Genomic DNA, 19,977 nt, shown 5'->3' on the forward strand with positions numbered 1-19,977 from the left:
GCCGGTGCATCATTGGACACAGAGGCTACCGAACAGTTGTCTGCTGTTTCAGGGGTGCCCAAATCCACTCCACTTGCTTCGCAAAGTCCAGCATCCGTTGATACTGTGATTGCTCCCGGTGCAGTGATGGTCGGCTTCTCGGTATCTTTCACCGTTACCAGTTGGGTGGCTGTTTCAATATTGCCCGAAGCATCAATTACCGTCCATGTCACCAAAGTCTCGCCAAGCGGGAAGACAGCCGGTGCATCGTTGGACACAGACGCAACTGAACAGTTGTCTCCGGTTTCCGGAGTGCCCAAGTCCACTCCACTTGCTTCGCAAAGTCCAGAGTCGGTGGATACCGTGATGGAAGTAGGTGCAGTGATCGTTGGTAATATTTCATCTAAGACAAGCACTTCAGCTTCTGCGCTTGCTTCATTTCCTGCAAAATCAAGCGCTGTCAACCTAACCAGAGTTGGCGATCCAACCAAGGAGCATTCAAACACATTTCTATCCAGTGTAAGTGAAGCGATACCACATTCCTGATCGAAAGATCCATCATCGATATCTTCCGGAAGTATAGATGCTTCTCCATCTTCATCCAGATAAACAGTAATTCCTTTGACTTTTACTACCGGTGGATTTATATCCACAAACTCTCCAAAAATTCTATTATCCAAATCATCAAATTCCTGTGGATCAGAGTTTTTGATTTCTGCCAAGATTCTATAATCCGGATTGACCACAGTCCAATTGATTGAAGCGGAAGTAGAACTTAACAGATCCACGGAAATCGGCACAAAATCAATCGGTATGGTATCCGTTTCGGTCAAATAATAGAAGTAAACTTCTGCATCAGCAACCAAATCTCCTTCATTTTCTATATCCACAAAGATCTCTACCTGATCTCCTACATTCGGACAATAGGTACTGAAATCAATCTTGGTAAAGAATAGATTTGGCGCTCGTCCCACTACCAAGGCCCTTGTAGCCTCATTGTTGGCGTAGCTGACATCATCAGATTCACGATCCACATCTATAATTCCTCTGACTACCTTGATTCCGGCGGTCGGACTGCTGTAAGGAACGGTAACCGGAACTGTACTCAACTGACCTGCAGCCAATCCATTGACAGGGATATCCGCTCCTAAAGGCACATCGTCCACAGTAACTCTCACCTTGAATGGCTGCGCATCCGCCACGCCGATATTTTCGAAAGAAACAAAGAGATTTACTTCTTCTCCCGGCTCAGGATTGAGCTCAGATGGAGTTATGTACTCAGACAATATTCTCAAGTCAGGCTGTTGATCTCTAACTCTTATTTCACCCGATGCGGAATTATTGATTTCATTGCATTCTACATAGGCTTCATTTCTATCTACAGCCAACTCCAACTGGAACACTCCTGTATTTCTGAAGACATATGGCAAAGTGACCCATTGGCCTTGGGAGCCAAAGCTTGGCTTCAATTCCGGAATGATCACATTTCCTATCTCTGCTCCATTCAACAAGAAGTCGACCCGGACATTATAGGCCGTAAATAGTCCGGTATTCCTTACCCTTCCTGTGAGGTTCTGTTTTGTATCCACAAAGAAGGTGCTTCCCCAAATTGACCCAGATTTAACCGCTACCAAGTCCACACATAGCGGCATGCTTGCCTTATTGTCAAACTTGGTGCTTTCCTCAATGAGATTATCCGGATCAATTTCAACCAATAGCCCGTTGTTTCCGAATTGAGCCAGCGAGGTTGCCAACTGAGCTACTTTTTCCCCTCCGGGAACTAATCCTCCTGATATCGTCACCCGTTCATTTCTGAACTCTCCATTTTCTTCAATTCGGAAATTGACCTCAAAATCCTGCTCTACAGGTGCATTACCGATATTTCTGACTTTCGCCTGAATTACGAAATTCTGTCCTGCCTCCGGCAAAGCTGGATCCACAGAAAGGAAGGTATTGGTAATATATAGATTCGGTATTTCGGTAGGAGGCGGCAAGTATCTGACAAGCCGGACAAATTCATTGTTATCCTCTTTGTATTCGATAATCTGACCGCTACCCAAAGGTTCATCTACTTTGACCCTGATGGTTTGATCAGTTCCCGATTCGAGCTCAATACTCAAAGGGTAAGAGATTTGACTGCATTTTCCGAGTCCCTCAAACTGTCTGCTGTCAACCAAAACATCGTCCAGATAGACGTTGACGGTGAAAGGTTGGCTTACCGCAACTCCCCCGATATTATCCACTCTCACTGTAAAGTTGAAAGGATCAACCATACGGCTACTGGAAGAAATGAGGGAGTTTACTGCAGTTAAATCCGGTAATTCTGGATATACCGTAAAGCTTCTTCCGACAGTATTATTCACTCGGGTTTTATCATCTACCTGATTGGTGGCATCTGCGATTGCGGTAATTGAACAGTTGTTTTTAGCAAGGCAGGAACCAATAGTATCTGATATTATGGTTATGAAATTATAGCTCAGCGACTCTCCAGGAGCAAGGGAAGGAATCAAAATGTCCTGAATCAAACCCTCGCATGACTGAATTCTGAGCGTAAAGTTCACCGCAGTCAATTCACCAATATTGGTCACGGTAGCCGTTCCACTGACCTCTTCTCCCAAAAATATTTCGGCCTGATCCAGTACCAAATCTGTTTTCAGATCAGGCTTTTCGGGATATGGAATTACCTCAACTTGGAAGCTTGGCAAATCTGCGCTAAGCGTGTAATCAGTCACAGTACCGGTGAAGGTGTAGATGCCCGGTACAGATGGCATTTTTATGCTTCTTCTGAAATTACCGTTTGTATCAGTTGTAGTCTGAGTTGAACCACCTTCAAAACTGATAGAAACATTGGCACCTACCACATTCGGGTTCACCCCTTCTTCAATTCCAAAGTATTGAGCAGAACCGGAGACAGTAATTGAATTACCCACATATACGGTTGTCGTATTTGGACTTGCACTTGCCTCTATTCCACCAGGGAGGACAAAATTGCCAACCAGAATAGGCCTGATTGCAAAATTGTTCAGCTCATTGATCTCCTCGACTTGGTTGGTTTCGTCGATTACTACTTTGATAGGATAGAATCCTGCTTCCCCGAAACTGTAAGTCCAAGAGAAGTCCTGATTCCTTCCAGCTTCCAACAAATCCACTGTGGTGGAGAAAATCTGAGTTTCCCCATCATAAGCCGAAACCACGAAGTTTTCGGCAGGGAAATCAGAGAGATTTCTGATCCTTGCAAATAGGGTTACAGACTCATTTTCAAGCGGATTATCCGTGGAGAAAGAAATGTTATTGGCAAAAATGGCCAAGTCAAGATTATTGTCTGCAACTCTAGGAATTGAGAATTCTGGTGTAGCAACAATACATGCAGCCTCATTTTGAACAATTACATAGGAAGTAAGACCTGAATTCTCGTATAATCCAGATACTGTGACTTGGTAAAGTTTTCCGTCCCTTACATCTCTATCATTCGGATCTACTTCAGTCATTTCAAAGAAAATATTCAATCCTGGCTGTCCCAGAACTGGACTTTCATAAGCTAACTGAAGTCTAGGATAGCCAGCAGCAGGCTTGACATTAGCCGGATCCCTGTAAGATATGGTGAACGTAAATTCCGTCTCCGAATCACCCACTTCTGGAGTAACCTGCAGGTCAGTGAGGGTGGATTCACAGGCAGCAGGGAAACACTGCCCACCGAAGCAGGCCTGCCCAGGAGGACAAGTCACCAATTCACACGGGTCTTTACATACTCCATTGTCACAAATGGTGCCCTCAGGACAGCTTACATTTTCGCAGTTGGATACCGGAGTCATCAGAATTTCCAAAACTTGGTAATCCTCGGTGAGGAAAGGAGAATATTCCCATTCATAACCGTCTGCTATAAATAGAATCTGCTCCCCATATGGTACCTGAACGATGAAGAACCCATTGTAATCCACCAAAGTAGGTTTACCATCCACTACGGCGGAGGCAGCAATAGGCTCTCCGGTTACGATATCCTTGACAGTCCCAAAAATCGTCAGGTCCCCTTGAGGAAAACAGAAACCATTAAAGCAAAATTCTCCAGGAGGGCAGTTGGCCTCGGCACAAAGATCAGGCACACATTCCCCGTTTTCACAGACAAATCCCGGCTCACAACTATCAGCCGTACAGTTTCCTGGGGTAAGGTTTACATCAAAGCTTTCATTATCAGCTTCGATAGCATCCGTTTGGAAGTTTTTATACCCATCCTTCAGAAAGACCACTACATTTCCAAGGATAACTTGGATGCTGTAATTTCCATTCTCATCTGTCAGTACCTCTGCGGCAGCGGTGGTGACTGTCACTCCGGATAGCGGCTCATTGGTACTCTCATCCCTTACAGTACCGGATAGCGTGTAGAAAATTGTTTCGCATCGACCATTTATACAGACCTGTCCCGGCTGGCAACTGTGAATCAAGCACCAGTTTTTATAAAGCTCTATTTCCAGACCAGACTGAGGACCCGTTACCGGAGGAATAGTAGTGGAAGTGTAGTCCCACTTGGTGAATTCTACTCCCATTCCTATAGGAACTTGGACACTGAAGATTCCACCTCTCTGGCTGATAAATGACTTGTAATTTTCACCCACGATAATATCTGCATCACCGAGACCTGATCCTGTTTTAGCATCCCGGACTACTCCTTCTATGGTGACAAAAGGTGAATCTGACTCATAGCAGGTACCATCGACGCAGTAGCTACCAGCAGGACAGCTGGAGTTAAAGCATGGGTCTTCTTCGGTGATACATCGACCATTTAGGCAGACTGTTCCCGGAGGACAATCGGTAACCAAGCAGAGTTCCTCGGCCGATATACAAGCCCCTCCCATACAGAAGGTACCTGGAGGACAATCCTGATCCGCAGCACAGGCTATTTTACATTCCCCGCTGACACATACTTGACCGATTTGACAATAAACATCCCGGCAAGGATTGTAAACAAGATTGACATCAAAAACACTATCACCGACCACCAAAGGCCCAATCGATTGGGATTCATAGCCTGTCTTGGAATAAGTGATCGAAGCACCTTCATTCAGAACTATCTCATAAGAGCCATCGGAAGCTGTGAAAATTTCTTTTTGGTAGTATCCTTCCAATGCTCCAAATACCCGAGCTCCGGCAATTGGGAGGTTGGAATCCGCATCTCTGACTACACCGGATACAATGATAGTTTCAAAAGGCACATCGGTTTCATTGGGAAGACATACATTTCCAGCGCATCTTGTTCCCGGAGGACAATCCAGATCTGCAGCGCACGCGATGTAACACTCACCTTCATAACACTGCTGACCGATGTTACAGAAGACGCCATCGCAGGTACCCTTTAGGGTAATCAGAAGGTCTGGAGTATCTTCTATAATACCTATTGTAGTATAGCTTTCATATCCAGTCTTGGAAAATGTAATTCTAGCACCAAATTCTACAAGGATGGAATAATTCCCATTTGAATCTGTGAAAACATCTCCTGGCAAAAACTTATCTGGAGAGTCTACCAAAACCCCAACTACCGGCTCGAGTGTGACCTGATTAATCACCTGACCGGATACCTCGTAAGTGATAGGGCTACAAATACCCAGATTACAAACTGTTCCTATTGGACAACTATTATCAACGCATTGCGGATCATTCACTTCCATCAAAATCACCGCATCCGAAACCTCGCCCCTTATCGGGCCAAAAGATGCAGTCAGATAGCCTGACTTACTGAATTCGATTTGCGAATTATACTCAACACCAATACTAAAATTACCCTCGGAATCTGTGAAAATATCTCCCTGGACAAATGCTCCCAACGAACTCACCAAAACTCCGGCGATCGGTTCGTTGGTCTCTGAGTCCCGAACAGTACCTGATACTTCATAGGAAATGGGGATACAAGAACCCAGATAACATTGCGTTCCCGGAGGACACTCCAGCAAGGCACATTGCGGATCTCCCTCCATCAATATCACAGCATCTGTAACATCGGCTGTCACAGGGCCAAATGAGGCATTGAGATAGCCGGGTTTGGAGAAATTAAGACTGGATTCATAAGAAAGTGGAACACTGAAATTCCCCTCTGAATCTGTAAACACATCCTGTGTCCAATCAAATTGACACAGCGTACACTCCCCAACCAAAGTTATTTTTGCCCCGGCCAATGGCTCATTGGTATCCAAATCCCGCACTGTTCCCGTAACTGTCAGAATTTCCGGAATACACTGTTGATTAAAACAGGTGAAGCCCTCTGGACAATTGAGTGCAAAGCAAGGATCAACCTGCAATTCAACGTTGAAATCCAGATTGTCCACCACAATAGCTTCGGTTTCAAAATCCAGATACCCATCCTTGGAAAATACTACCACGTCTCCCGTGGTCACCTGAATGGTGTAGAATCCGTTTTCATCTGTTTGGACGGTTTCAAACTGGGTGCTGACCATGGCACCCGCAATCACAGCTTGAGTACCCGCCTGTTTTACAAATCCACTTAAAGTTAGGGGTCTGGGGAAGCAGGCACCTCCAAAACAATCATATCCCTCCGGACAGGTCACCCCAGAACACAAATCCAGCATATTTACATCCAGCACCTGAGTCCCGGCAGACTCCTGAACGGATATAGTTTGAGGCACATATCCCGATTTTTCAAAAGTCAATTCGGTTAAGGCATTTACCTGCATGGAATAAAATCCGTTGCTGCCTGTAAATACATCAGCCGCTCCTCCACTAATTTTCACATTTTCCAAAGGAGCATTGGTGTCTGCATCTCTAACTACCCCGCTTAGTTCCACAATATTGGTAAAGCATGCACCTTCAAAACAACTGGTACCGGGAGGACAAGTAACCTCTGCACATGGATCAGGCAATACTTCTACCTGAACTGATAATTCCACCGTACAGCCATTTTGGTCTGTTATTACAACTGAATAAACAGTAGTTTCTAAAGGTTGCACTGCGATGCTGGCTGTCGTTTCCCCTGTGCTCCAGAGGTATTCTACCCCGCCGGTAGCCTCAAGGACCAAAGACTCCCCTGCCACGATTGTGGTATTTCCGGTGATGGATACTTCGGGTTCAGGGAAATTTTCTACAGCTACAGTCAATTCATCGTTTTCTGAATTCACATCTCCGTCAAGTACCAAGAATGCACGTAGATCATAGATTCCATCTAGAGAAAAATCAAATGATTGATTGAACGTGTAAGTAAAGGTTCCATTTCCTGCAATCAGATTCTCGCCTGCCACCTCTTCAATTACAGGACTTGCGCCATTGATAGAATATCCCAGACTAAACGCTTCTACAGGAGTTGAACTCAAATTGGTAACCTCGACGGTGATATTTTCAGTCTCAGTCAAAACACAAGATGATTCAGGACTCAAAACTGCCGAAAGAGCCAAATCGTAACTTTCTAGCGTACCTTGAGTAGAGGTATAAGCTGGTGCCAAATACAGTTCTCCCTGTGCAGAAACGGTATATTCAAAAAATGCCAAATGGTAAGTCACTCCGGGTTCCAATCCTTCCAGACTGAAGTTTTCTTCCAAGCCATTGAAAACCACAAAATTTCCCGAACCAATCTCATCCCCCTGACCAAAAGTCGAACTGGCAGCATAAGCAGCAAAATCAGAAGGACCCGCATTGACAGCAGATCCAGCCCGTGCTAAAACTAGCCTTCGGGTTCCATTTCCTTTGACAAAAGAGACGTCAATGGAATTAAAACCAATATTGGAATAGCTGGCATTGGAAGATTGAACAGTCGGCCTTTCTCCAAAAGTTGCCAAAGAAAAAGCATATCCGGGTCTTAGGTAAAGTTTTGCGTTAGACCCATTAAATTCAAAAAGCGCAAAGTTGTAATTAGTCCCAGGCTCCAGATTGGTAATATTCACGTTGTTCCCATTACCTACAGCGAGGGCATAATTTCCTGTTCCAATTTGAGTGGAGCTAGTACCAAAAGTGGTTGAAGTGCTGTAATTGGTAAAATCCTGAGGTTCGATATTTACAGGCCCATCCTTACGGCCAATCAAAATTCGCTGGGCACCATCACCTCTGGTCCAAGAAATATTGATGGAATTATTGCTCCTACTACTGATAAAGGCATTGCTGGATTGAACAGTTGGGGTACTTAACGTGCTTCCTGTACCAGCTAAATAAGGATCGGTTTGGTAATAAATCTCTGAACCTGTCCCATTGTATTCAAATACTGCAAAATGATAGGTTGTAGCAGGTTCCAGTCCATATATAAAAACTGCATTTGCAGTCCCATTATAGACGACAAACTCGCCCGGAGCTATTTCCGGCCCAGAACCAAAAGTTTCACTAGATGAGTACGTCTGACCATCTACTGGAACTGCAGTCACGGGACTCCCCTTTTTGGCTATCACCATCCTGCGTGTTCCGTTGCCTCGGGTAAATTCATAGATAAATCGATCCCCATCTACGTTCCTTATAAAAAAGTTACTTGCCGGAGTCGTTGGAGCTGATTCGGTCAATTGACTGCCTGTCGCTCCAGGACGAAGATAAATCCGACCGCTGCTTCCGTTGTATTCGAAAATGGAAAAATGATAGGTCTTGTTGGGAGACAAATTCGTCAAATCCATGCTGGTCCCTCCCCCATTGTATATCACATAATTCCCCGGGCTGATCTGATTTCCGCCTCCAAAAGAACTGCTTGATCCATATCCGGTCAAATCCACAGGCTCCGCATCCACAGGAGCATCCACCCGGGCCACGATCATCCGGGAGCTTCCGTCTCCCCTAGTCCAGTTTAGCCTCATGGAATTTCCCGTGACGTTGCTGAACGTCAGGTTGCTCGCCTGGACAGTTGGACCAGAAAGGGTAGCCCCAGTACCTGCCAAATAAGGATCTCTGAGATAAAATATCTCGGAACCTGTTCCATTGTATTCAAATACCGCAAAATGATAGGTAGTCCCAGGTTCCAATCCATACAGCCAAGCCCCATTTGCAGTACCGTTATGCACGACAAACTCCCCTGGAGCTATTTCTGTCCCTGAGCCAAAAGTTTCACTCGAAGAGTAAGTCTGACCATCTTCCGGAACGGCAGTCACAGGACTTCCCTTTTTGGCTATCACCATCCTGCGAGTGCCATTGCCTTGGGTAAAATCATAAATAAATCGATTGCCGTCCACACTCCTCGTAGAAAAGTTACTTGCCGGAGTCGTAGGACCTGATGCGGTCAATTGACTCCCTGTCGCTCCGGGACGCAGATAAATCCTTCCAGCACTTCCATTGTACTCAAAAATGGAGAAGTGATACGTCTTGTTTGGAGACAAATTCGACAAATTCATACTCGTACCCGACCCATTGTAAATCACATAATTTCCCGGGCTGATCTGATTTCCACTTCCAAAGGAAGCGCTAGCCCCATACCCGGTCAAATCCACAGGCTCCGCATCTACAGGAGCACCCTCCCGAGCCACGATCATACGGGAGCTTCCATCCCCACTAGTCCAGTTTAGCGTCATGGCATTCCCTGTGACATTGCTGAATGTTAGGTTACTCGCCTGAACTGTCGGACCGGTGAGGGTGGTACCTGTCCCTACCAAATAGGGATCTCTGAGATAAAATGTCTCGGAACCTGTCCCATTGTATTCAAATACTGCAAAATGATAGGTAGTAGCAGGTTCCAGTCCATATATAAAAACTGCATTTGCAGTCCCATTATAGACGACAAACTCCCCTGGACCTATTTCTGTCCCTGAGCCAAAAGTTTCACTCGAAGAGTAAGTCTGACCATCTTCCGGAACGGCAGTCACAGGACTTCCCTTTTTCGCAATCACTATCCTCCGAGTGCCATTGCCTCGGGTAAAATCATAAATAAATCGATTGCCATCCACACTCCTCGTAGAAAAGTTACTTGCCGGGACCGTAGGAGCGGATGCGGTCAACTGACTGCCAGTCGCTCCGGGACGCAAGTAAATCCGACCATTGCTGCCGTTGAATTCGAAAATGGAAAAATGATAGGTCTTGTTTGGTGATAGATTAGAAAGGTTCATACTCGTACCCGACCCATTGTATATCACATAATTCCCGGGGCTGATCTGAACACCATTTCCAAAAGAAGCACTTGATCCATAAGAGGTTAAATCTACAGGCTCTGCATCCACAGGAGCATACACCCGGGCCACGATCATACGGGAGCTTCCGTCTCCCCTAGTCCAGTTTAGCGTCATGGCATTCCCTGTGACATTGCTGAATGTCAGATTACTCGCCTGTACCGTCGGACCAGTGAGGGTAGTCACAGTACCTTCTACGAATTGATCTTTTAAATATTGGGTGGTAAAATTAGACCCATTGTACTCGTAGATCCTGATATAGTAAGTCGTGGAATGATTAAATCCATACAAATAAGTATCAGAGGCAGTCCCCTTATAAACCACATATTGACCGGGGGAAATTTCATTGCCTAGACCGTAATTGCCTGCTAAATAATCTGCTCCGTCCACAGGAACGGCAGTAATCGGACTTTCACTGGCAATAATGATTCTGTTTTGCCCGTCACCTCTTGTGTATCTCGCTATAAATCGATCTCCATCAATATCTGTTAACCTAAGATTTGAAGCGGGTACTGTCGGTGCTTGAGCATATGCGACAGTTTGGATCAAAAGAAGAAAGATTACCATCCAGGATTTTCTTCCATTGAAAAACCCATTTCCAAAATCGAAAAGAGAAAAAACTTGAGCTACTCTTTTTCTAAAACGAAGGCGTAAAATTGATTCCATACTGATTTGGTTTTATTTCCGGGATTTCAGTTTGCCTGAAACCACTTCTAAAAATCCTAATCCTTACCCGCAAGGGATATCAGCTATGTATCAAATGATAGCAATCCTGTAACACCATGGTTTTTTTCACAAAAAAACCTGCCCCTTTCAGAGCAGGTAAAAAATCCTTGTGTTAAGCTTAAAAAGTCAGTCATATCTAATACCAGCCTAGTAGTAAGTCCCAATCCATTTCATCTCTGCGGGATTCTGAAGGTTTTGAATTTTTACCTTGGAAGGAAAAGAAGCCCGGATTTCGGGATTGGTCTCAAAGACCTCCAGGATTTCATATTCCACCCAATTAAATCCCGCTTTCAACTCCAGCTGGAAATCGTACTCCACATCCACCATTTCTTCATCCGAAGCATAAATCTGAGCTCCGCAGATGGTATGGATTGACACATCTGCCTCCACATAAATCACTTCATAAAATGATCCCTTGACTGCATTATTGTACCCCGAGTCTTCCAGCCAAGGCCTCAGATTTTCGTCTGAAACCAAAAAAACTGTCCCAGCCCATTGCCCATCCCGATTCATTCGGATATAGTCAACCCTCATAGCAGGAATCTCAAAACCTGCCCCAAACTCCTGGGAATCATCGCACCCAAAGAAAAAGCTATAGCCGAGCTCTCCTCCAAACATAGACTGAACCTCTTCCGGTACCGATCCGAAATCCAATCCCGTAAGATTCACAGAAAACTGTCCTTTTTGATCCACTGAACCGATGGAAATCGTGTAATCCATCCCGAAAGGCATCAGCACCAAATCCATTTTTGATTTGGGATGATTTTCGATTTGTCCAGAAAGCTGCTGGCCCATAGCCACCGATACTTCCAAGAGGAAAAAGAGGGTCACTACTATTTTGATCTTATACATAGCACTCAAAAAGGTTTATTTCTTCTGCTTTCTCACATCATTTACAAAAGCCCAAAGCTCATTCATCGGAACATGGTATCCCTTGAAAGTGAACTGATACCTTCCGGCACAGACGAATTCTATTTCAGTAGAATGATTCTTGGAATTAAGCTTTTCCCAAACCCGAATACCGTGATAGTTATAGATGCGGGAATAGCCATCTTCGGTTTTTTCCTCATAGTCTGGCATCAATTTTTGCTCAGTTGCTTTGACGAGAACATTTCCCGTAGCTCCAGCCCCATCCAATAATTCCATGGAGATATGTCTATCTTCCTCCCCATCTTCCTGATAGGTAGAAATGACACTGCTGATCCCCAAAGCCTGCTTGTGACCCAGCATGATTTTCTTCATTTCCATATTCCCTACCTTTTCAGGAATCAGCTTTTTGAGTTGATCATTGCTCAAGGGAACCAAGACTTCCAGGTCTTTGGGAGGGACTGATGTCAGTTGATCAAAGGAATCCAAGAACTCGGTCAAGGTCATTCCCTTTTCAGAAGTCTGCTCCTCTGATGTTGATTCTCCTGTTTTTTGACAAGCAAAAAGCAGGAAAGCCAAAATCATAATTAGGAGTGAATTCTTGATCATCATCAATGGAGTATAGAGGTTTCTGTGCAGGAGAGATTAGAATTTTCGAAACAAAACTTGATTTAGACCTATCAACCGCACAAAAACCGAGATAGAAATTAATCGATCAAAAATACCCCGGAGATGGCAAGAGGAATAAAAGCCATGTATCAAATGATAAGACTCCTGTAACCTACACCGTTCCTAAAGCTTAGTTTTTTACGGTTCGGAGATAAAAAACAACCTCTGTTCCTTGTTCCTCTTTGGGACCTTGATGATCCCGAAATTCAAACTGATAGTTGAGGTTTTCACTTTGGTTAAAAAATTTGAGCCTGTCCGATGATAGTGAAATCCCAATGGACTGTTTGGAAATTGTTTGAGCTGGCTTGATTTTCTTGGATTCCTCCCTTCCTATGCCATTGTCTCGGATCGAAACTACCACATCCTCATTTTCCCTAAAAACTCTGATCCAAATGGATTTTGGTCCTTTTTTGGACATCAATCCATGCCAAATGGAGTTTTCCAAAAAGGGTTGGAAAACCAAGGGAGGAACTTTTACATCCCTGAGATTGATATCCCTTCCCACGTCCAGATGAACCTGTATCCCATCTTCAAAGCGGATTGATTCCAGACTGAGGTATAATTTTGCAATATCCAATTCCTCCCCTAGGGATATCTTGAACTCTCGGGAACTTTCCAAAATCATCCGGATCAGCTTCGCAAATCGATTCAGATACAAAACCGCATTTTCCTCATCGCTTTCGATCAAAAACACCTTGATTGAGTTCAGGGCATTGAAAATGAAATGAGGGTTCATCTGACTTCTCAGCGATTGAAGATGAAGTTGGGTGATTTGCTGCTCATACTCAGAGCGCAGTTTGGCGACTCTTTGCTCTTCGGCATCCGCCTCCAAAAAAGAAATTTTACTTTCTTTTTCTTTTATTTCCTTTTGAAGACTCTGGTTCAGTTGGTCCCTTAGTTTTTCATTTTCCTGAAGTTGATCCAATAAAAGGGCCTGCACTTCCAGCTTTTGCTCATATACCTCTCTCTGCTTGATTGCCAGCGCGTAGGTGTAAAGAAAATTCTCCGCCAATACGGGCAAATAGTACCAATAGTAATACTTGTTGGTAAAGGAGACATCTTTTCCAAAAGTCAAAAAAGCAAGAATAAAAGAACTGATTCCCAAAATCAGATACCCGGCGAGAATCACATATCTCACCTTTTCCCCGGTTTTGATAGTCAAGTATATCCCGTAAATCAGAAAAATCAGCGTGCAGGGCATGAAAATCAGGATATAATATCCCCTCATCATTTCATACCCATCCCAGAGGTACCTGCCGATTATCAATACCATAAAAATCGAGCTGGTGACCAATGCATAATAGCTGAAGAAGCGGGTAAACTTGGGAAAATGCTTCCTGAAATTCAGAATCTCAATCAGAAAAAAGGAGAAAATCAGGTAGCTGGCAAATTGAACAGGGAAGTTGATATGGATAAAAAAGTCAGCATACTCCATGTAGACATGCTCCACAAAAACCCCTTTGACTCTTTTGATCAGATTGACCGCATTGATAAAGGCATACAGGCTATAGAAGAGATAAAACTTCTCCCTGCTTTTTACAAAAAGTACAAAGTGATAAAGCGAAAGATAAAATAGGATGCTGGTAACGGCCCATCCCAAACCATTGAAATTGCTTTGTTCTAGCAGCTCGGTAAAAGAATATCTATCCAATAATCCCATTTCTTTCTATTTGATAGCTTCTGTAAATCCAGCCCTTTTCATCCTGGAAACGGGAAGTTTTATTCCACCTTCCAGCAAAACCTTGCCGCTTGACTTTTCAAAAGATTTGACCTTTTTGAGATTTACCAGAAAGGAATGATGGATTCGGAAAAAAGGAAAGCCGGAAAATAGATCTTCCAATAGTTTCAATCTTTTGGATACCATGATTTTCTCATCAGCCACCGTGTGAATCAGCGAATAGCTTCCCTCGCTTTCGCAAAACAAAACCTCCCCAGGATCTAAAAGAATTACCTGATCATCCCTGTTAATGGATATCTTTTTGGACTCCTTATCAGATTTTTTTCTTGAAATCCTATCAAGTACCCTTTCCAAGTCTTCATTTTCAACAGGCTTAAGAAGGTAATCAAAGGCCCGCTCCCGAATGGCCTGAATGGCATGCTCCGCATAGGCAGTCACAAAAACCACTTCAAAATTCCGATTGGGGAAATATTCCAAAAACTTAAACCCATCCATCCCGGGCATAGCTATATCCAAAAAAACGCAATCCGGTTCCAAACCGATAAGCTGATCAATCGCTTCTTCGGCCTCTTTGAACTTCCCCACGATTTCTACCTCTTTTCCGGTCTTTTTTATTTCCCATTCCAGGGACACAATTGACTTGGGCTCATCATCTACCAATGCCACACGGATCATTTCTTTATAAAATTAGATGGGTTATAAGTCTCTTAAAAATTCCAACAAATAGATACTCCCAATATTCACATCAAAATCCAAATTTTCTAACAAATAGATAAAGAATTACCAATAATAATTTTTAATTCAACTAAAGCATATAAAAAAATATTTACCAGTTATGAACAATCTGCTACTACCTTCGGCAGCGATTACATTTTTCTATTTATTGGGTTATGACCCGAATTTTTGATTCCTTCCAAAAGCATTCATTTAAAGGGTGGATCCTAAAATGCCCTGTTCTAAGCCTGATTCTTTACGTTTTGTCATTGAGTTCTTCCGCAGGGCAGGAAAACCTCTCCTTCCGACAGCTTTCCGTAAATGATGGCCTTTCTCAAAACAGCGCCGTTTCCATCACCCAAGACCAAGACGGCTTTCTTTGGATCGCCACTCAGGAAGGGCTCAACCGCTACGATGGAAGAGGATTTTTGCTTTTTGAGAGAAAGTTTCTGGACATCACTGAATCTACACGCTTGATGCTTGGGAAGGTATTTGCCGATGGGAAAAACAGAATTTGGATTATTCCGGAAAGCTCTGTTCCGGAATTGCTTGATCGGACGAGAAATGTTTTTTTTTCCATTGAAGGCATCAGTTCTGCCAATTGCATTGGAGAAGACTTGGAAGGGAAAATTTGGTTTGGAACACTTTCCGGGCACCTCTATTCATGGAATGAGGAGTTGAATAAAGCAGAAATGGTCTGGTCGGATCCATCCAGAGAAATTGTAAACCTGACCAATTACGATGAAGAGCACTTGCTTTTGACCTTTCGGGATGAAGTGGTGATTTGGAATAAAAATTCGGGCCTTACCACATCCGTCTATAAACCCAATCCCGGAACAACGCTCTCAGTATCTCTAGTGGATCATACCGGAAGATTTTGGTTTGGCACCTTAAATCAGGGACTTTGGACTAGTACCGATCCCGGGACTGAGGCAATTTCCTTGGAGCAGTTTCTCGGACAAAAAATAACTCCGGAAGAAATGATTCTGGATTTGCTTTTGGACTCCAAAAAAAGACTTTGGGTAGCTACCTACGGTCGTGGAGTGCAAATGATAGCCGTTGAAAAGAAGACTTTTTCCCAATACAGCTACTCCAAACAAAACCCAAGATCAATTCACTACAATGATATCCTGAGCATTTTTGAAGATTACACAGGCACGCTTTGGTTTGGATCTGATGGAGCAGGTTTGAGCTTTTACGATTCTTATCTGGAAAAATTCAACTTTTTCCATAATCAGGAAGTGCCGGAAAACATCAATATCGATGTGGTCAGATCCATCTATGTAGATGAGTTTGAAAATGTTTGGCTAGGCACCTCAGGCAAAGGATTGACCCGATATAACCCCAAAACCAAATCATGGAAGACTTTTACCCATGATCCGGGCAATTCTCAAAGTCTTTCCAGTAATCGGGTCATGAGCCTTTTGGGTGATAGAAATGGCAAATTATGGATAGGATATCAGGATGAGGGCTTGAGCCTTTTTGATTTGAGAAATGAGAGTTTTCAGCACTTCAATTCGGAAAGGAGAGTAATTCAGCCAGGCTCCACAATTTGGAAAATCTACCGGGATAGTAAAGAGCGGTTTTGGCTTTGCACCAGAAATGACGGTCTGATATGGTTTGATCCTGAAAAAGGGGTTCAGAAGCAATTTGTCCATCAGGAAAATAGTCCTGGAAGTATTCCTGACAACAATATCCGAACTATGCTGGAAGATCCTTCTGGCAATTTTTGGATTGGAACCGAAAATCACGGCATTGCCAAATTGAACTTGGAGACGGAGGTCTTTGAATCCTACACACATCAGGCCCAAAACCCCAACTCTATTTCCAGTAACAGCATCAAATCCCTGCATCTGGAAAACAACAGACTCTGGATAGGAACAAACGGAGGCGGCCTAAATCAAATGGATTTGAACACCAAAGATGTCTTTATTCTAAATGTGGAATCTGGCCTGGCCAACAATGTGATTTATGCCGTTTTGGAGGATCAGAACAAAAATCTTTGGCTAAGCTCCAACAAAGGAATCACCAGAGTTAACATCAATGGAGAATCCAAAACAGATTTTCAGATCACCAATTACTCAAACTATGATGGATTGGCTACAGAATTCAATACAGGTGCTTATTTCAAAACCGAGGATGGAACACTCTACTTCGGGAGTTTGGATGGGTTCTATTGGTTCAATCCGGAAGATATTTTCCTAAACGAAACCCCTCCGAAAATTGCCATTACCGAATTATTGGCATTTGACCAAAAAATCGACCTGAAGGAAAGGCTTAAGCTAAAGCACAATCAAAATACACTGACATTCAATATGGCCAGTCTGGTCTTTTCATCTCCAGGGAAAAACCAGTTTGAATACATGCTGGAAAATTATGACGAGGGGTGGATTGCAAACGGAAACAATCACCAAGCCCGCTACACCAACCTTGCCCCGGGGACCTACCGATTTTTGGTCAAAGGAAGTAATTACGATGGGGTTTGGGCCAATGATCCGGTAGCCTTTGAATTTTCGATCACTCCACCCTGGTATTTTGGCAATCTGGCTAAAGTAGTCTATGTCCTATTGCTTGCGGCTCTTATTCTTTGGATTTACCAATACTTGAAATGGAAATGGCAAATACAGTTTTCCCTTAAAATGAAAGACCGGGAAACGCAGACTCTCAAGGAAATTGACGAGTTCAAAACTCAGCTATTCACTAATATCTCACATGAGTTCAGGACCCCACTTACGCTGATTTCCGGACCTGTTGATCGACTGATGAGTCAATCAGAAAGTCCAATCGTGAAATCACAATTAAACCTGGTCAAGACCAACTCTCAACGCCTGCTAACCCTCGTGGATCAGTTGCTTGAAATTAGCAAGATCAAAACAGGCAAGAATAAACTGACCATCCGAAAAGGCAATTTGGGTTTACTGTTGCAATCCATTGTCGCAAATTATTTCTATCAGGCCTCTGAGAAAGGCGTCCGGCTATCTGCCAGCATCCCTTTGATGACCGAAATTTGGTTTGACTCTGATAAAGTGGAAAAAATTGTAAAAACCCTGATTCAGAATGCCATCAAATACAGCAAAGAAAATACAGAGATGAAATTGGAAAGCTCCATCAATAATGGAAATCTGAATTTGAGAATTAAAAATGAAAGCCTCGAAGAGTATAAAAAAGAAGATTTAAACCGCTTGTTTTTGAGATTTCACAATAACAAGGATACTAAAAAGGACTTTGGGCTTGGCCTTTCCCTAGTAAAGGAAATGACCCAACTCTACCATGGTGAATTCAAAATTGATTTTAAGGACTCCAAATGGTTTGAGGTTACTATCCAACTTCCGGTGGACAAATATGTCTTTCATCCGGACGAAGTCATTGACGAAGATTCTGACAGCTATGAGTTCCAAAGTCTGCCTACCCTAAAAGGAGAAGATAAAAACAAACAGCCCCTGATTCTTATCGTAGAGGACAACACCAGAGTCAGGGAATTTTTGGCCAGAGAAATTGAACCTTACTTCCAGATTATTGAAGCTGAAGATGGAAAAAAAGGTCTCTTTCTTGCCCTTAAAAAAATACCGGATTTGATCATTTCTGATGTGATGATGCCCGAAATGGATGGATTTGAGCTTTGCAAAAGAATCAAATCAGATGAATTGACTTCCCATATTCCGGTAATACTTTTGACTGCCAAAGCGGATGAGCAAAGTCAGATGGAAGGCATTCAAGCTGGGGCGGACGATTTTATTCTCAAACCTTTCAAAACCAATCAACTGCTACTCCGAATAGAAAAATTAATTGAGCTAAGAACCCAGCTTCAAATCCGATTTTCAGGAAAGAATCCCATTTCTCCAAAGGAAATCGCTGTCACCAATTTGGATGAAAGATTTCTCGAAAAATTACAGGAAATCGTAGACAACGAGCTTTCAGACAGTAATTTTTCTGTGGATGAGTTCAGCAAAAAAATGGGAATGAGTCGAATGCAGCTGCACAGAAAGCTTACCGCATTAACGGGCTTATCTACCACAGCATATATGAAAGACCAACGATTAAGAATGGCTGTGCAGCGATTGGAAAAAACGGACGAAACCATCTCTGAAATTACCTATGCAGTTGGATTTTCCTCCCCCTCTTATTTCATCAAAAGCTTTAAGGAAACCTATGGAGTGACCCCTGCAGAATACCAACAAAGCAATTCAAAAAAATAGGGTCAGCTTCTGCTGACCCTAAAGATTAAGAATTATAGTGCTCTTTGTAATAATCCTGATAGGCACCGGAAGTCACATGGTCCAGCCAATCCTGATTGGCAAGGTACCAGTCGATCGTGATATCGATTCCTTCGTCAAACTGCAAACTAGGCTCCCAACCCAGTTCCTTTTGGATTTTGCTGGCGTCGATGGCATACCGAAGGTCATGCCCCGCACGATCCTGAACGAAGGTGATCAGCTTTTCGGAAGTACCGGGTTCGCGACCCAGCTTTTCATCCATCTTTTTGCAAAGCAGACGTACGATATCGATGTTCTTCCACTCATTGAAGCCCCCAATATTGTAGGTTTCTCCGGGCTTTCCTTTATGAAAAACCGTATCAATAGCCCGGGCATGATCTTTCACAAAGAGCCAATCCCGGACATTTTCGCCTTTTCCATAGACAGGAAGCGGCTTCATGTTTTTGATATTGTTGATGCAGAGAGGAATTAACTTCTCCGGGAAATGGTTGGGTCCGTAATTGTTTGAGCAATTGGACACCACTGTCTTCATCTTATAGGTATTGGCATAGGCTCTCACAAAATGGTCTGATGCTGCCTTGGAAGCAGAATAAGGTGATTGAGGATCGTAGGGAGTAGTTTCCAAAAAGAAACCTCCATCATGCAAGGACCCATATACTTCGTCTGTGGACACATGATAGAACAGTTGCTTTTCCAATTCTCCTGCCCAAGCTTTTTTGGCGGAGTTCAAAAGGTTCACTGTTCCAAAGACATTGGTCTTAACAAAGGCCAAAGGATCAGAAATCGAGCGGTCCACATGGGATTCAGCCGCAAGGTGAATCACATCCGAAATCTTGTGCTTTTCAAATACGCGATCCAAATCATCGGCGTCTTGGATATCTACTTTTTCAAAGTGATAATTAGAAGCATTCTCCACTTCTCTGAGGTTTTCCAAATTCCCAGCATAAGTCAATGCATCAAGATTGACTATTTGGTATTCAGGATATTTCTCCACAAAAAGTTTTATCACATGGCTTCCGATAAACCCGGCTCCTCCGGTGATTAAGATTCGTTTTGACATATA

General features: G+C 43.4%; 7 protein-coding genes. 1 reads left to right on the forward strand and 6 read right to left on the reverse strand.

Going from position 1 to position 19,977, the window contains the following annotated elements:
- The 5 genes from AAA938_RS16180 to AAA938_RS16200 form a co-directional block, all read right to left on the reverse strand.
- Positions 1 to 10,712 (reverse strand): CARDB domain-containing protein (locus tag AAA938_RS16180; RefSeq protein ID WP_338229797.1); only part of this gene is annotated, 10,712 nt, incomplete at its 3' end.
- Between the two features lie 207 nt (positions 10,713 to 10,919).
- Positions 10,920 to 11,624 carry a hypothetical protein gene (locus AAA938_RS16185; RefSeq protein ID WP_338229798.1) on the reverse strand — a complete coding sequence of 235 codons (705 nt, stop codon included), beginning with the start codon at positions 11,622 to 11,624 and terminating at the stop codon, positions 10,920 to 10,922.
- 15 nt (positions 11,625 to 11,639) lie between these two features.
- Positions 11,640 to 12,251: a hypothetical protein gene (locus AAA938_RS16190; protein ID WP_338229799.1), complete on the reverse strand. Its 612-nt coding sequence runs from the start codon at positions 12,249 to 12,251 to the stop codon at positions 11,640 to 11,642.
- Positions 12,252 to 12,438: 187 nt separating this feature from the next.
- Positions 12,439 to 13,968 carry a histidine kinase gene (locus AAA938_RS16195; protein WP_338229800.1) on the reverse strand — a complete coding sequence of 510 codons (1,530 nt, stop codon included), beginning with the start codon at positions 13,966 to 13,968 and terminating at the stop codon, positions 12,439 to 12,441.
- Positions 13,969 to 13,974: 6 nt separating this feature from the next.
- The gene (locus AAA938_RS16200; RefSeq protein ID WP_338229801.1) at positions 13,975 to 14,661 is read right to left on the reverse strand and encodes a LytR/AlgR family response regulator transcription factor; all 687 of its coding nucleotides are present in this window, start codon (positions 14,659 to 14,661) and stop codon (positions 13,975 to 13,977) included.
- A 302-nt stretch (positions 14,662 to 14,963) separates the two neighbouring features.
- Here AAA938_RS16200 and AAA938_RS16205 point away from each other — a divergent pair, with 302 nt between their 5' ends.
- Positions 14,964 to 18,896, forward strand: coding sequence for a two-component regulator propeller domain-containing protein (locus tag AAA938_RS16205; protein ID WP_338229802.1), 3,933 nt, complete (start codon positions 14,964 to 14,966; stop codon positions 18,894 to 18,896).
- Between the two features lie 25 nt (positions 18,897 to 18,921).
- Here the strand turns inward: AAA938_RS16205 and rfbB are convergent, their stop codons facing one another.
- Entirely contained in the window at positions 18,922 to 19,974 is a 1,053-nt protein-coding gene (gene rfbB, locus AAA938_RS16210; RefSeq protein WP_338229803.1) for a dTDP-glucose 4,6-dehydratase, read from the reverse strand.
- Between the last annotated feature and the right edge of the window lie 3 nt (positions 19,975 to 19,977).

The organism is Algoriphagus taiwanensis (assembly GCF_036245645.1).
Classification (GTDB): Bacteria; Bacteroidota; Bacteroidia; order Cytophagales; family Cyclobacteriaceae; genus Algoriphagus; species Algoriphagus taiwanensis.